Origin of the sequence: Pseudomonas sp. AP19 (assembly GCF_001728855.1) — a bacterium.
Classification (GTDB): Bacteria; Pseudomonadota; Gammaproteobacteria; order Pseudomonadales; family Pseudomonadaceae; genus Aquipseudomonas; species Aquipseudomonas fluorescens.
This window is the reverse complement of the sequence record NZ_LXJP01000009.1, coordinates 71284-89398: the sequence shown is the minus strand read 5'-3', so window position 1 is coordinate 89398 and position 18115 is coordinate 71284. Positions and strand designations below refer to the sequence as shown.

Annotated in this window: 18 protein-coding genes; 10 read left to right on the top strand and 8 right to left on the bottom strand. The window is 63.2% G+C overall.

Features of this window, described 5'->3' with window-relative positions; translation table 11 throughout:
• Positions 1-2: 2 nt before the first annotated feature.
• Together A7D21_RS09480 and A7D21_RS09475 are read left to right on the top strand one after the other, a co-directional pair.
• Positions 3-443: an Lrp/AsnC family transcriptional regulator gene (locus tag A7D21_RS09480; RefSeq protein WP_053256120.1), complete on the top strand. Its 441-nt coding sequence runs from the start codon at positions 3-5 to the stop codon at positions 441-443.
• A 101-nt stretch (positions 444-544) separates the two neighbouring features.
• On the top strand, positions 545-1393 hold the full coding sequence (locus A7D21_RS09475) for an NmrA family NAD(P)-binding protein (protein ID WP_069551580.1): 849 nt from the start codon (positions 545-547) through the stop codon (positions 1391-1393).
• Between the two features lie 73 nt (positions 1394-1466).
• Here A7D21_RS09475 and xylB read toward each other — a convergent pair whose 3' ends face one another.
• The 6 genes from xylB to A7D21_RS09445 form a co-directional block, all read right to left on the bottom strand.
• Positions 1467-2927, bottom strand: coding sequence for a xylulokinase (gene xylB, locus A7D21_RS09470; protein WP_053256122.1), 1461 nt, complete (start codon positions 2925-2927; stop codon positions 1467-1469).
• Between the two features lie 16 nt (positions 2928-2943).
• Positions 2944-3936 (bottom strand): LacI family DNA-binding transcriptional regulator, encoded by a 993-nt coding sequence (locus A7D21_RS09465; RefSeq protein WP_069551579.1) that lies wholly within the window; start codon positions 3934-3936, stop codon positions 2944-2946.
• Between the two features lie 21 nt (positions 3937-3957).
• Positions 3958-4890: an ABC transporter substrate-binding protein gene (locus A7D21_RS09460; RefSeq protein ID WP_053256124.1), complete on the bottom strand. Its 933-nt coding sequence runs from the start codon at positions 4888-4890 to the stop codon at positions 3958-3960.
• 34 nt (positions 4891-4924) lie between these two features.
• Positions 4925-5893, bottom strand: a complete 969-nt coding sequence (locus A7D21_RS09455; protein ID WP_053256520.1) for a ribose ABC transporter permease — start codon at positions 5891-5893, stop codon at positions 4925-4927.
• Between the two features lie 13 nt (positions 5894-5906).
• Entirely contained in the window at positions 5907-7439 is a 1533-nt protein-coding gene (locus A7D21_RS09450; protein ID WP_069551578.1) for a sugar ABC transporter ATP-binding protein, read from the bottom strand.
• Between the two features lie 211 nt (positions 7440-7650).
• Entirely contained in the window at positions 7651-8202 is a 552-nt protein-coding gene (locus A7D21_RS09445; protein ID WP_053256126.1) for a cytochrome b, read from the bottom strand.
• A gap of 157 nt (positions 8203-8359) precedes the next feature.
• On the opposite strand from A7D21_RS09445, the gene A7D21_RS09440 reads away from it, so the two are divergent.
• The 7 genes from A7D21_RS09440 to A7D21_RS09410 are packed head-to-tail and all read left to right on the top strand — an operon-like array spanning position 8360 to position 14657.
• Entirely contained in the window at positions 8360-9037 is a 678-nt protein-coding gene (locus A7D21_RS09440; RefSeq protein WP_053256127.1) for a thermostable hemolysin, read from the top strand.
• Complete coding sequence (locus A7D21_RS09435) at positions 9027-10505, top strand: AMP-binding protein (RefSeq protein ID WP_069551577.1); 1479 nt, start codon at positions 9027-9029, stop codon at positions 10503-10505. The genes A7D21_RS09440 and A7D21_RS09435 overlap by 11 nt, the downstream gene beginning before the upstream one ends.
• Complete coding sequence (locus tag A7D21_RS09430) at positions 10502-11176, top strand: TenA family transcriptional regulator (RefSeq protein ID WP_069551576.1); 675 nt, start codon at positions 10502-10504, stop codon at positions 11174-11176. Before A7D21_RS09435 ends, A7D21_RS09430 begins: the two co-directional genes overlap by 4 nt.
• Complete coding sequence (locus A7D21_RS09425) at positions 11163-11972, top strand: SDR family oxidoreductase (protein WP_069551575.1); 810 nt, start codon at positions 11163-11165, stop codon at positions 11970-11972. The genes A7D21_RS09430 and A7D21_RS09425 overlap by 14 nt, the downstream gene beginning before the upstream one ends.
• Positions 11969-12613 (top strand): tetratricopeptide repeat protein, encoded by a 645-nt coding sequence (locus tag A7D21_RS09420; protein ID WP_069551574.1) that lies wholly within the window; start codon positions 11969-11971, stop codon positions 12611-12613. Before A7D21_RS09425 ends, A7D21_RS09420 begins: the two co-directional genes overlap by 4 nt.
• A gap of 11 nt (positions 12614-12624) precedes the next feature.
• Positions 12625-13287, top strand: a complete 663-nt coding sequence (locus A7D21_RS09415; protein ID WP_053256132.1) for a response regulator — start codon at positions 12625-12627, stop codon at positions 13285-13287.
• The gene (locus A7D21_RS09410) at positions 13284-14657 is read left to right on the top strand and encodes an ATP-binding protein (RefSeq protein WP_053256133.1); all 1374 of its coding nucleotides are present in this window, start codon (positions 13284-13286) and stop codon (positions 14655-14657) included. The genes A7D21_RS09415 and A7D21_RS09410 overlap by 4 nt, the downstream gene beginning before the upstream one ends.
• Here the strand turns inward: A7D21_RS09410 and A7D21_RS09405 are convergent.
• Both A7D21_RS09405 and A7D21_RS09400 read right to left on the bottom strand, forming a co-directional pair.
• Positions 14646-15881 carry an MgtC/SapB family protein gene (locus A7D21_RS09405; protein WP_069551573.1) on the bottom strand — a complete coding sequence of 412 codons (1236 nt, stop codon included), beginning with the start codon at positions 15879-15881 and terminating at the stop codon, positions 14646-14648. The two genes, A7D21_RS09410 and A7D21_RS09405, sit on opposite strands and share 12 nt — an antisense overlap.
• Positions 15882-15893: 12 nt before the next feature.
• Complete coding sequence (locus A7D21_RS09400; RefSeq protein WP_053256135.1) at positions 15894-16967, bottom strand: NAD(P)-dependent alcohol dehydrogenase; 1074 nt, start codon at positions 16965-16967, stop codon at positions 15894-15896.
• 210 nt (positions 16968-17177) lie between these two features.
• On the opposite strand from A7D21_RS09400, the gene A7D21_RS09395 reads away from it, so the two are divergent.
• Positions 17178-18101, top strand: coding sequence for a universal stress protein (locus A7D21_RS09395; RefSeq protein WP_069551572.1), 924 nt, complete (start codon positions 17178-17180; stop codon positions 18099-18101).
• The last annotated feature ends 14 nt before the right edge of the window (positions 18102-18115 follow it).

The following is an 18115-nucleotide window of genomic DNA, read 5'->3' as shown; positions in this document are numbered from 1 at the left end:
GCATGATTGACACCATCGACCAGCAACTGATCGCCGCTTTGATGGACGACTCGCGCCTGTCCCTCAAGGCCCTGGCGGGCATCACCGGGCTGTCATCGCCGAGTGTCGGCGAACGCCTGCGGCGCCTCGAAGAGCGCGGCGTGCTGACCCACTACACCGTCGATATCGACCCCAGGCACTTCGGCTACTTGTTGCAAGCCATCGTGCGCATCCGGCCGTTGCCTGGCCAATTGCAGGAGGTGGAGCGCCAGATCCAGGCGATCCCGGAGTTCACCGAGTGCGACAAAGTCACCGGCGATGACTGCTTTATCGCCCGCCTGCACGTGCGCACCATGGACCACCTCGACAGCCTGCTGGACCGGCTCAACGCGTATGCCGAAACCAACACCGCCATCGTCAAGAAAACCCCGGTAAAACGGCGTTTGCCACCGCTGGCTGATTAATGACTGGGGCTCATTAAAGCAGTGACGGAATCGCTATTCTGTCATTGCAGGCGGGTCTTTATGCTGGGCTCCCTTCATTGGAACCCAGAGGTGTAACGCTCATGTACGTCATTACAGGTATCACAGGCAAGGTCGGCGGCGCGTTGGCGCATGCGCTCCTCGCAGCGCAGCAACCGGTGCGCGCGGTGATTCGCGATGCCAGCAAAGCGGCTTATTGGGCCGACCTGGGTTGCGAGATCGCCTTGGCCCGGATGGAAGATGCACACGCACTGACTGAAGCGTTCAAAGGTGCCACGGGCGTGTTCATTCTGCCGCCGTCGGAATTTGACCCGCAGCCCGGCTTTCCGGAAGCACGTGCGGTGATCGCCGCTGTCAGCCAGGCGCTCAAGGCCGCCGCGCCCCACAAGGTGCTGTGCCTGTCGACCATCGGCGCCCAAGCCACAGCGCTCAACCTGCTGACTCAGCGCACGCTGATGGAGCAAGCGCTCAGCGCTTTGGACATTCCCGTGACATTCCTGCGCCCGGCCTGGTTCATGGAGAACGCGGCGTACGATGTCAGCACCGCGCGTGACACCGGGCGGATCCATAGTTTCCTGCAACCGCTCGACAAGCGCGTGCCGATGGTTGCCACGGCCGACATCGGCACCCTCGCCGCGCAGTTGTTGCAGCAAGACTGGGCCGGCCGCCGCGTGGTTGAGTTGGAAGGCCAATGGGTGAGCCCGAACGACATTGCCCAGGCCCTGGGGCACATCCTGGGCCGTGACGTGAAGGCCGAAGTGGTCGAACGCGAGCGCTGGGAAAGCTTGCTTCGCGCCCAAGGCGCACAACACCCAATGCCGCGCATGCGCATGGTTGATGGGTTCAACGAAGGCTGGATCTGTTTCGAACACGACGCCGTGCTCAAGGGCACCACCTCGCTGGACCGCGTACTGCGCAGTCTGGCCAGTTAAACCGGATAATTCAGTGCGGCCCCCGCGACGGTGGCGAGCGGGCTTGCCACAACAACCGTCACCAGGCGCTTGATCAGTCGTGCAGCGCCGTTGCCGCAGCGTGTAACCCCTGGAACTGGCGATAACGCGCTTGCAGCCTTGGCTGCTGCGCGGTGTCCGGCAAGTACCGTGCCTTGACCGGCATGCCCGCCTGCAACAAGGCGGCGCCCTGCCCGATCGCCAGAAACCCAAGCTTCGCGGCGCCAATGCAGGCGCTCAATTCACTGCCGTGCAAGGTGAATATCTCGCGCTGCAGGATATTGGCCAGCAACTGCGCCCAGTATTCGCTGCGTGCGCCGCCACCGACCAGGGCGCATGCCGCGACGTTGGCGCCGGCCGATTGCACGGCGTGCAAGGCATCGAGCAAACCAAACCCGACGCCTTCCATCACCGCATAACCGAGCATGGCTGGCGTGCAATCGTGGCCCAGGCTCATAAAGCCGCCGCGCAATAAAGGATCGTTATGCGGTGTGCGCTCACCGGCCAGGTACGGCAGAAACAGCGGCGTGTCCAATGGCACGAGCTGTGCAATGGGCAATTGGGCCTGCACCTGATCCAACAACGTCTGCTCATCCGGCGTACCGGTGAGCCGCGTGACCCAACGCAAACAACTGGCACCGGCGAGCATCGCGCCCATGGTGTACCAGCGGTTGGGCAGCGCGTGACAGAAGCTGTGCACGGCACTGGCCGGATTCCCGGCGGCATGATCGGTGATCGCCACAATCGCCGCGCTGGTGCCCAGCGTAATGAAGCCGTCACCGGCGTTGATTGCGCCGATACCGACGGCGGCCACCGGGTTATCGCCGCCACCGCCGGCAATCACCACCTCGGGCGACAGGCCCAACCCGCTCGCCTTCAAACACCCACTTGCCGCGCCGCCTTCCACCAGCCTGGGCATCTGCGCCAGCGTCAGGCCCGTGGCACCCACCATGGGCGCAAACCACTCACGCTGCGCCACATCCAGCCACAGTGTGCCGGCGGCATCCGACATCTCGCTGATGCGCTCGCCCGTCAACCGCAAGCGCAGGTAATCCTTGGGGGATAGCACGCAATCAATCGCCTTGAATACCTCGGGTTCGTGCCGCTGCAGCCAGAGCAATTTCGGCGCCGTGAGCCCGGCCATGGGCAAGCTGCCGGTGACCTCGGCAAAGCCGGCGCCGAGTTGTTCGGCCTCGGCCACCGCGCGCGAGTCGTCCCACAGGATTGCCGGGTACAGCACGCGATCGTCATCCCCCAGCAGCACCGCGCCGTGCATCTGCCCCGACAGGCCGATACACGCCACCCGGGCAAACGCCTCATGGGCACGCAACTGCTCCAGCGCCTGCAAACAGGCGTGCCACCAGTCTTGCGGCGCTTGTTCGGACCAGCCGCTGTGGCGCCGCGACACGCTCAAACGCACGCCGGCGTGGGCCAGCACCTCGCCGTCAACGTCCATCAGGATCGCCTTGAGTTCCGAAGTGCCGAGGTCTATGCCGAGGGAAACAGGACTGCTCATACGCGGATCATTCCAATCAAGTACAGCCACATGAGTTACGGTATTGCAGGCTGGGTGCCAGGCGCACACTTTGCGCAGGCGCAGCCGGCGACGCCATGCGTTGCAGTAACATTTGTACGGCGCGCGCCCCAAGTTCGTTGACCGGTTGGGCAATCAACGTCAGGCGCGGCACGAAGAAATCTGCCCAGTCAAAATCATCAAAACCCACCAGGGCCATTTGCCCCGGCACCTCAATGTGCGCATCACGCAGGGCGTGCATGGCGCCCAGCGTCATCAGGTTATTGCCCGCCATGATCGCTGTCGGTGGCGCGGCCAGGCCCAGTAACTGCACGGTAGCGGCCCGTGCCGGCGCACTGCTGGAGCCGCCACTGACCAGCAATTGCGGGTCGAATATCAGGCCCGCCGCCTCCAGCGCATCGCGGTAACCCGCCACGCGCTCATCGGTGGTGCTCAGCCCTGCCCGCCCGGCGATAAAGCCGATGCGTCGGTGCCCGTGTTCAATCAGGTGGGCGACCAGTGCCCGAGTCGACTGGATATTCTCCACCCCGACCTGATCAAACTGCTCGCTCATCATGCGGTCCACCAACACCGTTGGCATGTCATTGGCCTGCAGATACGCCAGGGCCTTTGAGCCGGTGGAGGGTGCCAACAGAATGCCGTCGACGCGCCGATGATGCAGCGCCGTGACCACCCGCAGCTCTTGCTCCGGGTCGTCATGGGGGTCGGCAAACAGCATCATGAAGCCGTGCTGGGTGCACTCGGCTTCAATCGCGTGCACCATCTCGCTGAAGTAATGGTTGGACAGCGCCGAGATCGCCACGCCAATCGTGCTGGTACTGGACCGGGCCAGCGAGCGCGCCAGGGTATTGGGGATGTAGCCCAATGCCTGAATCGCGCGCTGCACCGCCTGCACCGTGGCCGGGCTGACCTTGCGGGTGCCGTTCAATACGTGTGACACCGTCGACGTCGACACACCCGCCCGGCTCGCCACGTCATCCATGGTGACCATGACGCGCTCCCCTTCAGTGGATCAATGTTTGCTCGACCAGCCGCTGTACGTACCGATGTTGTCGCGGGTGATCAATTTTGGCGTGAGCAGGGTCACCGCTTCGGCCGGGGCCTTGTCATTGAGAATGTCATTGCCGACATTCACCGCAGTCTGGGCCATGGCCCAAGGGTCTTGACTGGCCGAGGCCTGGATCTGCGTGTCGGTCTTCAAGGCATTCTCGATATCCGGCGCACCGTCCACCGAGGTGATGATGATGCCGCCGCGTTTCAGCTGCTTGGCCGCCAGGTCGCTGCCGATGGCCTGCGGATCGTTGATCGCAAACAGCCCGTCGATTTTCGGGAAGCGTGTGAGGTAACCCTGCATCACATTCAGGCCACCTTCACGCGAGCCTTTGCCGTCCTGGTCGTCGGACAGCACCTTGATAGCCGGTGCTGCGGCCAGCGCGGCTTTACAGCCTTTGACACGGTCGGTCACCGCAGTGACTTGCGGGCCGTTCTGGATGATCACATTGCCTTTGCCCGCGAGTTTGTCCACCAGGAACTGGCAGGCCAGCTTGCCGGCTTCGACGTTGTCGGTTTGCACGGTGGCGTTGACACCTTTGGCGTCCACATCCACGGCCACCACCACAATCCCGGCGTCACGGGCTTTTTTGATGGCCGAGGCCATCGCCGACGGGTCGACAGCGTTGATCAGGATCAGGTCGACCTTGGAGGAAATGAAGTTGTCGATCTGCGAGAACTGCTTGCTCAGGTCATAGTCGGCCGACACCGAGGTGACCTTGACGTTGGGGTTGAGCTCCTTGGCCCGCGCCGTAGCGCCGTCGGCCAGGGTCACGAAATACGGGTTACCGAGCGAGCCCATGCTGATGCCGAGGGCTTTGAGTTCCCGGGCTTGCACGACGTTGGACATCAGGGCAGCCAGGGCCAGAACGGGAAACAGGCGTTTAAGGTTCATGCGGATCTCTCTTGTGATTATTGTGGGAGTGAAATCAGGTACGAGCGCCGGATTGGCGATAGCGATCCAGCGCCACCGCGCCAATGATCACGATGCCCTTGATGATGTACTGCCAGATATCCGACACCCCCAGCAGCACCAGGCCATTGGTGAGCACCGCGATAATCAGCGCGCCGATCAACGTGCCGCCGATGGTGCCGACGCCGCCGGTAAAACTGGTGCCGCCGAGAATCACCGCAGCGATCGCATCCAACTCATAGGACTGGCCCAGCTGCAGGCCATTGGCGGCAAACAGGCGCGAGGCGCTCATCACCGCGCCGAGCCCGGCCAATGCGCCGGACATGGCGTAGACGAACAGCAACACCTTCCACACCTTGATCCCCGACAGCCGCGCGGCCTCCGGGTTGCCGCCCACCGAGTAGATCTGCACGCCCATCACGGTGCGGCGCAGGATGAACCACGACAACACCACCACCGCCACGGCGATGACCACCAGCCACGGTACGCCGAGGATCGAGTCATTGCCGATAAATGCAAAGGGCAGGTCAGGGTTGAACACTGTTTTATCGTCGGCCAGCAAACGCGCGAGGCCACGCATGGCAGTCAGTGCGCCGAGGGTGACAATGAACGGTGGCAGGCGCATGAATGCAATCAGCCCACCGTTGACCAGGCCCAGCAACAAGCCGAAACCAATCCCGGCGGCGATCCCGAACATGCCGAACTGCGGCGACATCGAGGCCTGTAGCGCCACCACGGCGGAGGCCGCGAGGATCGCGCCGACCGACAGGTCGATGCCCGCCGTGAGGATCACAAAGGTCATGCCCGCCGCCAGTACCACGTTGACCGAGGCCTGCTGGGTGATGATCGACAGGTTCTGCACGGTCAGGAAGTTCTCGCTGGCCAGGGCAAAGCCCACCAGCAGCAACACCAGTACCGGCAACATGCCCACCGTGCGCATCAGCTCGCGGACGCGTTCAGCCTTGCCCACCGAGGCAATTGTCATCGTGTTGTTTGAATCAACCATTAGCAGCCACCTGATCGCCACCGGTGGCGAGGTCAATAATACGTTCCTGGGATATAACGTGGCCGGATGCCCCGCCCACTTCGGCCACTAACTGGCCTTCGCGCATGATCAGCACACGGTCGCAGGTGCCGATGATTTCCGGCAGCTCGCTGGAAATCACCACGATGCCAACCCCGGCCAACGCCAGTTGATTGATGATGCGGTAGATCTCGGACTTGGAGCCGATGTCGACGCCCCGCGTGGGTTCGTCGAGGATCAGCACATGCGGCTTGACCTCCAGCAGCCGCGCCAGCAGTACCTTCTGCTGATTGCCACCCGACAGCGCACCGACATTGACCTTGCCGGAGGCCACGCGAATCGACAACGACTTGATCGCATCATTCGCGCGTTGCGCAGCATGGCCGCGGTCCAGCACACCACCGGCGTGGGCATCCGGCACACAGGCACAAACGTTGATGTTGTCGGCGACGCTCATGTCCAGGAACAGGCCCTGGGCCTTGCGGTCTTCGGTGAGGTACACCACGCCGGCGCGGATCGCGTCCGCCGGGTTGCGCAGTTGGGTAACGGTCTTGCCCACCACTTCCAGGGTGCCGGAGGTGCGCGGGTCGGCGGCGAAGATCAGCCGTGCCAGCTCGGTGCGCCCTGCCCCGACCAGCCCGGCAATGCCCAGCACTTCGCCGGCATGCAGGTCGAAGCTGCAATTGCGCACGCGCTTGCCATCGGCCATGTCGCGCACGCGCATCACCACGTTGCCGGGGTTATAGGCGGCGTGCTCCTTCTTGTAGAAACCGGAGAGATCGCGGCCGACCATCATTTTCACCAGCACCTCGGCCGACAGCGCATCGCGGGTCAGCTCGCCGATGTACTGGCCGTCGCGCAGCACCGACACCCGGTCCGACAACGCGTAGATCTCGGCCATGCGATGGCTGATATAGATGATCGCCAAGCCCTGGCTACGCAGTTGTTTGATCAGTGCGAACAGCCGATCGGTCTCGCGCGATGACAGCGGCGTGGTCGGTTCGTCCATCACCAGGATCCTGGCGTGGGCATGCAGCGCACGGGCGATTTCCACCAACTGACGCTCGGCAATCGACAGGCTGCTGACCGGCGTCGTGGGTTTGAACTCGGCACCCAGCCGCTGCAACACCTCGAAGCAGCCGTCCTGCATGCCCTTGCGGTCGATGGTCCAGCCACGCCGCAGTTCACGGCCCAGGTAAATGTTCTCGGCCACGCTCAGGTTCGGGCACAGGCTCAGTTCCTGGTAGATCACAGCGATGCCGAGGGTTTTGGCGGTGGCGGGGTCAAACGTGGCGATGCGCTGGCCGTCGATGCGGATGTCACCGCCGGGGTCAGCCTGGTAAGCGCCGGAGAGGATTTTCATCAAGGTTGATTTGCCGGCGCCGTTCTCACCCATCAAGGCGTGGATTTCACCGGGGTAAACCTTCAGGCCGACGTTCTTGAGCACCCGCAAACCATTAAAGGTTTTGCTGATGCCCTGCATCTCAAGCAAGGGTTCAAGGCTCATGCATGAGCTCCTGGAATTATTATTTTTGTAGTCGAACGCTGCCGACTCTATTCCAGTTGCATTTCGTTACGCAAGCGCTTGCGTCTGCCGTTTATCGCGTGGTTAAACGTTTCATCAAGCCAATAAATCTGAAATCCGCGAGTTTCATGGATGGCTGAACGCTTCACTGGGGATGCTTGCCGCCACCCATGTCTGGCCGTGTGCTGCGCGATCAGCGCCCGAAACGCGCGGGCAACATGCGCACCAGGGTGTTGTCCCGAACCCAGTAATGGTGGAACAACCCTGCGCCCGCATGCAGGCCGATCAACCAGTAACCGCTGCTGCCCAACCATTCATGCCAGTGCTTGAACTGCTTGGCCAGGTCCGGGTCGGGCGCCACCAGCGTCGGCAAGGCAAACTCAAAATACGGCAGCGGTTTGCCGGCGGCATTGAGCATCAGCCAGGCCAACAACGGCGTTACCACCATCAAGGCATACAGCGCCAGGTGCATCAGGTGCGAGGCTGCCGTTTGCCACAGAGGCGGACGTGGCAGGATCGCCGGGCGCGGCGCCAGGCGCCCGAGCAGTCGCAGCCACACCAGCACGAAAATGCCGATACCGAACAGCGAGTGGGCGCCAAGAAACACCCCTTTGAGCGCATGCCCGCGCGGCAACAAGCCTTTGATTTCAATACAGGCATACACGCCGACAAACAGCGCCAGCATCAGCCAGTGCAAGGTCATCGAGAGTGTCGCGTAGCGCTGCGTCTGCGGAGGTTGAGTCATGGGGTAAAAGCCTTCTGCGTGAGTGGTGGCGCTACCCTGCCGAACAAGTCTTAAGGCAGTCTGAAGATCGGCCCAACGATCATTTTCAGCACCTTCAGACTCCGTTAAGAAATGCCTTTGATACTTCTCCCAACTTCACGTGGGAGGCTCTGCGCCAATGCCCGATATCGACTGGAACATCCCCTTGCCCGTGCTGTTCGGCCCGGCCGACCGTGCACAAATGCGCCTGGCTCGCGCCCTGCCCCACGACACGCAGCGCCCCGCCTTCGAGGCCTTTATCCAACAGCGTTTTCGCCTTGCCCACGGCGCCGACATCCGACATTTCATGCCGCAGCTGTTTGGCGTCAGCCACGCCAACGGTGACCTGTGTGCGGTCGCCGGTGTACGGCTGGCATGTGCCGAGCCGCTGTTTCTGGAGCGTTACCTGGACCATCCGATCGACCCCCTGATCAGCGCCGCTGCCGACCAGACAGTAGAGCGCCAGGCAATTGCCGAAGTCGGCAACCTGGCCGCCAGCGATACCGGCAGTGCGCGCCTGAGCATCATCGCCATCACGTGGTTGCTGGCCATGGGCGGCCTGGAGTGGGTGGCATTCACCGGCAATATCGGGCTGGTCAACAGTTTCCACCGCCTCGGTTTGAAGCCGGTCACCCTGTGCGCGGCCGACCCGCAGCGTCTGGGAGATGACCGGCATCTGTGGGGCAGTTACTACGAAAGCCAACCGTGGGTGCACGTCGGCAACATCCGCGCCGGGTTCATCCACTTGCGCAACATGGGCCTGTTCTCACGCCTTGGGTTGCCGACCACGCTTGAGGACAACAGCCATGTCGCCTGAAACCCGCCGTTTCCACGCTGTGCTGCGCGGCCATGCCGAACGCAACGACGGCGCCATTGCCCTGTGGGGCGATAGCTTGAAAATGGATTACACCTCACTGTTCGCCGAAGTTGCGTACCGCCAGCAACGCCTGCGTGATGAAGGCGTGAAGGTGGTAGCGCTGGCCCTGGACAATGGCGTCGACGCCATGCTTTGGGACCTGGCGATACTCTTCGAAGGGTTGACCTGCCTGACCCTGCCGCCGTTTTTCAGCCCCGCCCAGCGCGCCCATTGCCTGGAACAAAGCCAGGCCGAACGGGTGATCGCCGAGCCCCACCTGGAGGCTGAGCTACTGGCTGCCGGTTACCAACCACGCGGCGACTTCTGGTGCAGAAGCTTTGCCGGCCGCCCGTCGATGCCATCGGGCACTGCCAAGGTGACATTCACCTCCGGCACCACCGGGGCGCCCAAGGGCGTATGCCTGAGCGCCGACAGCCTGCTGCGGGTTGCCCGCGAGTTGCACCAGGCCAGCCACGCGAGCGCTCCACGCCACCACCTGGCGCTGTTGCCGCTGGCGATTCTGCTGGAAAACCTCGGGTGCTATGCCGCGCTGTATGCCGGCGCCACCTTGAGTGTGCCCAGCCAAAAAAGCTTGGGCATCCAGGGCGCCAGCGCAGTGGATGCCGCGCAATTGCTCGGCTGCCTGGCGGTGCGTCAGCCCCATAGCCTGATTCTGGTTCCGCAATTGCTGTTAATGCTGGTCATCGCCGCTGAGCAGAAGGCATTCAGCCCGCAGCACCTGCGCTTTGCCGCCGTCGGCGGCGCTCGCGTGGCCAAGGGCTTGCTGCAACGGGCGCAGCAGTTGGGCATGCCGGTTTACGAAGGTTACGGCTTATCGGAATGCGCCTCGGTGGTGTGCCTTAATCGCCCGGATGCGCAGCGCCCGGGCAGTGTCGGCCAGCCCCTGCCCCATGTGGAGATTCGCCTCGCCGAAGACGGTGAAGTGCTGATCAAAGGCTCAAGTTTGCTCGGCTATCTGGGCCACGCCGACCACCCTGATCAGTGGTGGCCCAGCGGCGACCTAGGCACCTTCGACGCGGACGGATTCCTCTACCTCAACGGCCGCAAGAAACATCAGTTCGTCACCAGTTATGGGCGCAACGTCAACCCGGACTGGGTCGAGGCCGAACTGACCCAAGGCGGCGTCATCGCCCAAGCCTTTGTCTATGGCGAAGCTCAGCCCGCGAATCACGCGCTGCTCTGGCCCCACCGCAACGATTGCACCGACGCCCAGCTGGCCGCCACCGTCGCCGCCGTCAATGCCGGCTTGCCCGACTACGCCCAAGTGCATCACTGGACGCGTCTGGATGAACCCTTCAGTGCCGCCAACGGCATGCTCACCGCCAACGGCCGACCCCGGCGCGAGGCCATCGTCGCGCGTTATCACACCCAGCTTGCCCCCGCCTTCAACGAGGAAACCTCATCGTGAATTTTTTCGACACGCTGCAAGATGCCACCCAACAGGAACGCCAGACGCTGTTCAGCCTGCCGATCATCCGGGATGCGCTGGAAGGCAAGGTCAGCCTGGAGAGCTATCGTGCCTTCCTGGCCCAGGCCTACTACCACGTGCGTCATACCGTGCCGTTGATGATGGCCTGTGGTGCACGCCTGCCCTCGCGCCTGGAATGGCTGCGCAAGGCCGTCTGCGAGTACATCGAGGATGAGTACGGCCACGAGCAATGGGTGCTCAATGACATCCAGGCCTGTGGCGGCGATAAGGATGCGGTCCGTGACGGGCAACCGGGTTTACCCATTGAGCTGATGGTCAGCTATCTGTATGACCTGATCGCGCGGGGCAACCCGGTCGGCCTGTTCGGCATGGTCAATGTGCTGGAAGGCACCAGTATCGCCCTGGCGACCCACGCCGCCGGCAGCATCCGCGAGCGCCTGCAACTGCCGGCCACGGCGTTCAGCTACTTGAGTTCCCACGGTTCCCTGGACATTGGGCACATGGAAACCTACCGCCGCTTGATGAACAGCCTGGACGATGCCGACGACCAGGCCGCCGTGATCCATGCCTCCAAGGTGGTGTACGCGCTCTATACCGACATGTTCCGCAACCTGCCACGTATTGCGGAGGCTGCCCATGCGCCTGTCTGACGCCCGCGTGGTTCTGACCGGCGCCAGCGGTGGCATTGGCCTGGCGATTGCCGGCGCGTTGTGTGCCAGCGGCGCGCACGTGCTGGCCGTGGCACGCCATCGCACACCGCTGGAGCCGTTGCTTGCGCAGTACCCGCAGCAGCTGTGCTGGGTGAGTGCCGACCTGACCTTCCTCGCCGATCGGCGCAAGGTCAGGGTCGCCGCCGAGGCCATCGGCGGTGTCAATCTGCTGATCAACGCGGCCGGCATCAATCATTTCGCCATGCTTGAGCAACTCGACGACAACGAAATCAACGGCATGCTGGCGTTAAATATTACCGCGCCCATCTGCCTGACCAAGCTGCTGCTGCCGCTGCTCAAGCAAGCCGAGAGCGCCATGGTGGTGAATGTCGGCTCTACCTATGGCTCCATCGGCTACCCCGGCTATGCCACTTACTGCGCCACCAAGTTCGCCTTGCGCGGGTTTTCCGAAGCCTTGCGCCGGGAACTGGCCGATACCCGAGTAGGCGTGTTGTATGTGGCGCCGCGCGCCACCCATACGCGGATGAACAGCCCGGCAGCGCAGGCGTTGAACGACGCGCTCAAGTCCAATGTGGACGACCCGCTGACGGTGGCGTCGGCGGTGATCCACGCCATCGCCAATAATCGGCGTGACCTGTACCTGGGCTGGCCTGAGCGCTTTTTTGTGCGCCTCAACAGCCTGTTGCCCAACCTGGTTGACCGTGGCTTGCGCAAACAATTGCCGTTGGTACGTCGCCTGAGCGATAAACCCGTGAATAAGGATCTGAACCCATGAAACGCCTCTTTGTCGTGCTGCTGCTCAGCGCCTTGAGCCCACTCACCTGGGCGCTGGAGGCTGGTGACCAGCAGCGCCTGAGTGATATCCAGACGCGCTGGGCCGATATCCAATACACCCTGCCTGAAGCGCAGCGTACCCAGGCGTTTGCACAACTCGCGACGCAGGCGACGGCATTCACCCAGGCGCGCCCTCAGGCTGCCGAAGCATGGATCTGGTCCGGGATTGTCACCAGCAGTTGGGCCGGCGCCCAAGGCGGGCTCGGCGCATTGAGCAAGGTCAAGGCGGCCAAGGCAGACCTTGAGAAAGCGCTCGCTCTGGACCCCAAGGCCCTGCAAGGCTCGGCCTACACCAGCCTCGCGGCGCTGTACGATCGCGTCCCCGGCTGGCCGATCGGCTTTGGTGATGCCGACAAGGCTGAACAGCTGCTCACGCAAGCCTTGCAACTGAACCCGACGGGCATTGATAGTCTGTATTTCTGGGGCGACCACCTCTACCGGCAAAAACGCTATGGCGAGGCCCGTGATGCCCTGCGCAAAGCCTTACTGGCCGCGCCACGGCCGGGTCGGGAGACTGCCGATGCCGGGCGGCGCAAAGAGATCGAAAGCCTGCTGGCCGACCTCGACAAACAACTCAACTGACAGGAGTCCATGTGCGGCTATTACTGATCGAAGATGACGTTGCACTGGGCGAAGGGATTCATCAGGCACTGGTGCGTGAAGGCTATACCGTTGATTGGCTGCAGGATGGCAGCAGTGCGTTGCATGCCTTGCTCAGCGAAACCTTTGACGCGGTGGTGCTCGACCTGGGCTTGCCGCGCATGGATGGGCTTGAGGTACTGCGCCGTCTGCGGGACAGCGGGTCCAACCTGCCCGTGCTGATCCTCACCGCGCGCGATGCCACTGAAGACCGCATCGCCGGGCTCGACGCCGGTGCCGATGATTACCTGGTCAAACCCTTCGACCTCGCCGAACTCAAGGCGCGCCTGCGCGCACTGCTGCGGCGCAGCGCCGGCCGGGCGCGGGTCGTGATCGAGCACGCCGGCATTTGCCTGGACCCCAGTACCCAACAGGTCAGCTACCACGGCACGCCGGTGCCGCTCACACCCAAGGAATACCAGTTGCTGCACGAACTGCTGTCGCCACCCGGCCGCGTGATGACCCGTGACCAGTTGATGCAGTTGCTGTATGGCTGGAACGAAGAGGCCGAAAGCAATACCCTGGAAGTGCATATCCATCACCTGCGCAAAAAATTCTCCAGCGAGCTGATCCGCACCATTCGCGGCGTCGGCTACCTGGTGGAGGAGCGCCGATGAGCTCTATTCGGCGGCGCACCCTGACCCTGATCATCGGCCTGCTGTTCACGGGGTTACTGGTGATCAGCGTGCTCAACTTGCATGACAGCAACCACGAAATCGCCGAAGTCTACGACGCACAACTGGCGCAGAACGCCCGATTGCTCCAGGGCGTGATGAGCATGCCACTGGCCCGTAACGATCAGACGGAGCTGTATCGCGCCTTCAACAAAGCCTTGGGCGAAGCGATGCCCAAGGTCGATGGGCACCCCTACGAGAGCAAAATCGCCTTTCAGGTCTGGAACAGCGAAGGTGAGCGCCTGGTATTTACCGCCAGCGCACCGTCATTTGCCAAGCCTCCCGGCCAACCGGGGTACAGCAATGTCGCGGACCTGAATGGCCGTCAATGGCGCGGTTTTCTGCTCAAGGACAAAGACAATGGGCTGCGGATCTGGGTGGGTGAACGCGACGACGTACGCTCTGACCTGGTCGACCGCATCCTGCGCCACACGCTGTTGCCCAACATACTCGGCAGCCTGATTCTAGCCGCGATGGTCTGGCTGGCCATCGGCTGGGGGCTCAAGCCGCTGGCCAATATGGCGGCGACCTTGCGCGCACGGCATTCCGGCTCCCTGGAACCGATGCAACTGACCCCGCTGCCCACCGAACTGGAACCGATGCAGGCCGCGCTGAACCGCATGCTGGCGCAGATCCAGGAAATGCTCGGCCGCGAACGCCGCTTCATCGCCGACGCCGCCCACGAAATGCGCACGCCCCTGGCGGTGTTGCGGGTGCACGCGCAAAACCTGTTGGAGGCCGGTACGGAAGCCGAGCGGCGCGAGTCGCTGGCGTTTCTGATCACGGGTGTTGACCGCACCAGCCGCCTGGTCAACCAGTTGCTGACCATGGCGCGCCTGGAGCCCAGCGGCGCGCAGCCCCAGGCGCAGGCCATCGACCTGCAGAAAACGGTGCGTGAAACGCTGATTCAGTTGACGCCCTGGTTGCTGAGCAAAGGCCTGGAGTTGGCGTTCGACGTCGATGATGCCGACTACGGCGTGAGGTCCGACGCGTCCGCGATCAATATCGCGCTGACCAACCTGGTGACCAATGCGGCGAATTTCTCGCCGGAACACGGCGTGATCACCGTCGGGTTGTGCAAAACGGCCGCGGGGTTCGAGTTGACCGTGGATGACCAAGGGCCAGGCATTGACGAGAACGAGCGCGAGCGACTGTTCGAGCTGTTCTACAGCCGGGGCAATGCCGAAGGCGCAGGCTTGGGGCTGACCATCGTACAGACCATTGCCCAACGCCTTGGCGGGCAGATCCGCCTGGCCAACCTGCCCAACGGCGGGTTGCGCGCCACCTTGCAGATCCCGGGATCACTGGCCTAGCAGGCCCAGCCACATCGCGCCGGTCAGCAGGACCTGACCGGCAATCACATACACCGCAAACCGACGGCCGCCGCTGACCCACGCCACCAGGCACTTGCTCAGCGAGTTGCAACTGACCGCCAGCAACACCGGAATAGACGCCGCCTGCAGGGCGAGTTGGCCGCTGGTGGCCAGGGCGGCGATGGAGGCGGTCGATGCATGGGCGTCGGCAAACCCACCCAGAGTGGCGGTCAACATCACGCCCACCTGGCCGAAGTGAAACAGCATCATCGACGACACGAAGGTAATCCCCGTCAGGGTCAAGACCATTAGCAGGGCCAGCTTCAGGTCGAACGCGCCGCCCACGGTGATGGCTTGACCCGCAGACGTCGTCGGTGTGCGCAGCATCAGACACAACCCATACGCGGCGGTGGTGACAAACCCGCCCAGCAGTGACCAGGCCATCTGGGCCAACAGCGCCGGCTCCACGGTGCCGAGGATCAGCCCCACCTGGGCCACCGTCGCCAGGTTGGAAAAGATCGCTGCCGCTGCCAGCGTGCGCAGGTTCGAGGGTTCTTTCGCGGCCCTATGGCCCATGGCGGCAATGGTCACGGTACTGGACGCGAACCCCGAAGCAACCGCCCCGATGGCATAGCCATAACGCGCGCCCAAGGTACGCACGGCGACATGCCCAACCGCACCGATAGCCATTAACAGTACCGTCAAGGTGCAGATGGTGCGCGGGTTCAGCGCCCCATAAGGGCCGATAAAACGGTCCGGCGCCAGCGGCAGCACCACCAGCGCAACAATCAGCAGCAACAGGCCATCGCGCATTTCAGCATCGGTCAATTGGCTGCGGGCAAACTCGTGCAGCGAATGACGGTAGATCAGCAGACCGGCCACGACCACACCGATGGCCGCCGCCAGTTCGGGGGCGACACCACACAATGCACCCAGCACCAACACGGTGAACAACGCCACTTCACTGGTAATTCCCGGGTCGGTGTCCCGGCTCTTCCAGTAAGCGGTACTGACCAGCACCGCCAGGCACAGCGCTAGCAGCCCCAACAAGAGCGCGCCGCCGACTTGCTGCGTGACATAGCCGAGCAGCGCGATAATCGCGTACGTGCGTAAACCGGCAAACGCGCGGCGCTCGCCCTGCCCTTTGTGGCGCTCGCGCTCCAGCCCCACCAGCATGCCGATGCCCAGCGCGGCGGCGGCGCCGGCAAGCCCCAGGGTGGTCATAGGCCGGCGCCTTCAGGGGGTAATCGCGACTTTCATGACGCCATCGCGCTGATGAGCGAACAGCTCATAGGCGGCCTCGATGTCGTCGAGCTTGAAACGGTGCGTCACCAGCGGCGACAGGTCCACCCCGCCGCTGGCCACCACGGCCATCAAGCGGCGCATGCGTTCCTTGCCGCCAGGGCACAGGGTCGACACGATGCTGTAATCCCCCAGCCCTGCACCAAAGGCATCATAGGGAATGTGCAAGTCACTGGAGTACACCCCCAGGCTGGACACGCGCCCGCCCGGGCGCAGCACCCGCAATGCCGACTCAAACGTGCCTTGGGTGCCCAGGGCTTCGATCGCCACATCCACCCCGCGCCCGTCCGTGATGGCCATGATTTGCTCAACCACATTGCCTTGCTTGAAGTCGACGAGATGAGTGGCCCCCAGGCGTCGAGCCACGCCCATGCGCTCAGTCACGCCGTCGACGCCAATGATCATCGACGCGCCCTTGAGCCGTGCGCCCGCCACCGCACACAAGCCGATAGGCCCCAGCGCAAACACGGCCACCGTATCGCCAATGTTGACCTCGCCGCGCTCGGCGCCGGAAAAACCGGTGGACATGATGTCCGGGCACATCAGCACTTGTTCGTCGCTCAGGCCATCGGGGATCGGGCACAGGTTGGCCAGCGCATCAGGCACCAACACATACTCGGCCTGGCAGCCGTCGAGGGTATTGCCGAACTTCCAGCCGCCAGCCGCCCGAAAGCCGTGGCGGGTGTCGGGGCCGTCCTGGGAACCGCAGCCGCACAGGCACGCATAGCTTTGCCCGCTGGGGGTGATGGCCCCGGCGATCACCCGCTGCCCCTCGACAAACCCGCTCACCTGGGCACCCAGGCGTTCAATCACGCCAACCGGCTCGTGGCCGATGGTCAGGCCTTTGGCGACCGGGTACTCACCGCGCAGGATATGCACGTCGGTGCCGCAGAGGGTCGTGGTGGTGATGCGCACCAAAGCGTCCAGCGGGCCAACGTCGGGAATCGGCTTGTCCTGCAGGACAATGCGGTTTTTTTCAACGAAAACAGCGGCGCTCATGGTTGCCATAAGGTGATCTCCTGCGCAGGGGAACTCCAGATTGCGCCGCGATCACGCCTGGCAGGTTGATCATGATCAACTATCGCGCAACTGACCGCACATCGCGTGCCGCTCTGGGCCTGCGGGCAATTTGATACAGATCAACCTCGACCTCGCAGCGCAGGCCATGATCAGCGGCAGGTATCACCGCCGCTGCCACCGACCCCGAGGGAGATTGCCATGTCTGACCAAGACCGTTACTTGCTGCTGGTTTCGCCGCTGATGGAACACAGCCCCGCCTTCGACCGCGCCGCAGCCCTGGCGAAGGCCGATGGCGCTGCCCTGCATATCCTCGCCTTCGACTATTTGGAAGGCCTGGCGACCGCCGGTCTGGTCAACGAGCAGGCCCTGGAGCAAATGCGCATCGGCTACGTGGAGCGTCATCGCCAGTGGCTGGAAGAGCGGGCCGCGCCCTTGCGCAAATACGGGCTGACCGTCACCACTGAAGTGGCGTGGGTGGAACGCCCGCTTCAAGAGATTCTGGTGCGTTTGCGCGAAGAGCCGATGACCGTGGTGATCAAGGCACTGGAGCATGAATCGCTGCTGTCACGCTTGTTGTTCACGCCGCTGGATGTGCACCTGCTGCGCGAATGCCCGGTACCGCTGCATTTTGTCAGCAACGCGCAGCATGCATTGCCGCGCAAGATCGTCGCTGCGGTGGACCCGTTCCATCGTGACGATCGCTATGAGGGCCTCAACGACCGCATCCTGCATGAGGCGAGCAAATTGGCCGACCTGTGTAACGCTGAGGTGGAGGTGGTCTATGCCCACGACCTGTCCGACCTGAGCGCCCAGGAGTATGGGTTTGGCAGCGGGGCCGGCTATTTCTCTTCAGTGGCCGCCAAGCGCCTGTTTGATGACCAGGGCCAGGCCTTCGATGACCTGGCCGCGCGCAACGGCATCCCGCCGGCGCAGCGCCATATGATTCTGGGCAACCCGGCGAAGGTGTTGGCCAGCTATGCCGATGCTTACAACGTCGATGTCATCGTCATGGGCCGCGTCGGTCATCACGGGCTGTCTCGCCTGCTGGGCAGTACCGCCGAAACCCTGCTGTATAAAATGCCGTGCAGTGTATGGATGGTGACGCCCGAGATCGTCGATTAACCGCCTGATGCCCT

Excerpts from the sequence above, each read along its gene's own strand:
- A7D21_RS09405 (WP_069551573.1), bottom strand. The coding sequence starts at position 15,881 with ATGACCACCCTGGGGCTTGCCGGCGCCGCCGCCGCGCTGGGCATCGGC.
- A7D21_RS09410 (WP_053256133.1), top strand. The coding sequence starts at position 13,284 with ATGAGCTCTATTCGGCGGCGCACCCTGACCCTGATCATCGGCCTGCTG.
- A7D21_RS09440 (WP_053256127.1), top strand. The coding sequence starts at position 8,360 with ATGCCCGATATCGACTGGAACATCCCCTTGCCCGTGCTGTTCGGCCCG.
- A7D21_RS09400 (WP_053256135.1), bottom strand. The coding sequence starts at position 16,967 with ATGGCAACCATGAGCGCCGCTGTTTTCGTTGAAAAAAACCGCATTGTC.
- A7D21_RS09445 (WP_053256126.1), bottom strand. The coding sequence starts at position 8,202 with ATGACTCAACCTCCGCAGACGCAGCGCTACGCGACACTCTCGATGACC.
- A7D21_RS09475 (WP_069551580.1), top strand. The coding sequence starts at position 545 with ATGTACGTCATTACAGGTATCACAGGCAAGGTCGGCGGCGCGTTGGCG.
- A7D21_RS09465 (WP_069551579.1), bottom strand. The coding sequence starts at position 3,936 with ATGGTCACCATGGATGACGTGGCGAGCCGGGCGGGTGTGTCGACGTCG.
- A7D21_RS09460 (WP_053256124.1), bottom strand. The coding sequence starts at position 4,890 with ATGAACCTTAAACGCCTGTTTCCCGTTCTGGCCCTGGCTGCCCTGATG.
- A7D21_RS09395 (WP_069551572.1), top strand. The coding sequence starts at position 17,178 with ATGTCTGACCAAGACCGTTACTTGCTGCTGGTTTCGCCGCTGATGGAA.
- A7D21_RS09435 (WP_069551577.1), top strand. The coding sequence starts at position 9,027 with ATGTCGCCTGAAACCCGCCGTTTCCACGCTGTGCTGCGCGGCCATGCC.
- A7D21_RS09420 (WP_069551574.1), top strand. The coding sequence starts at position 11,969 with ATGAAACGCCTCTTTGTCGTGCTGCTGCTCAGCGCCTTGAGCCCACTC.
- A7D21_RS09455 (WP_053256520.1), bottom strand. The coding sequence starts at position 5,893 with ATGACAATTGCCTCGGTGGGCAAGGCTGAACGCGTCCGCGAGCTGATG.
- A7D21_RS09425 (WP_069551575.1), top strand. The coding sequence starts at position 11,163 with ATGCGCCTGTCTGACGCCCGCGTGGTTCTGACCGGCGCCAGCGGTGGC.
- A7D21_RS09450 (WP_069551578.1), bottom strand. The coding sequence starts at position 7,439 with ATGAGCCTTGAACCCTTGCTTGAGATGCAGGGCATCAGCAAAACCTTT.
- xylB (WP_053256122.1), bottom strand. The coding sequence starts at position 2,927 with ATGAGCAGTCCTGTTTCCCTCGGCATAGACCTCGGCACTTCGGAACTC.
- A7D21_RS09480 (WP_053256120.1), top strand. The coding sequence starts at position 3 with ATGATTGACACCATCGACCAGCAACTGATCGCCGCTTTGATGGACGAC.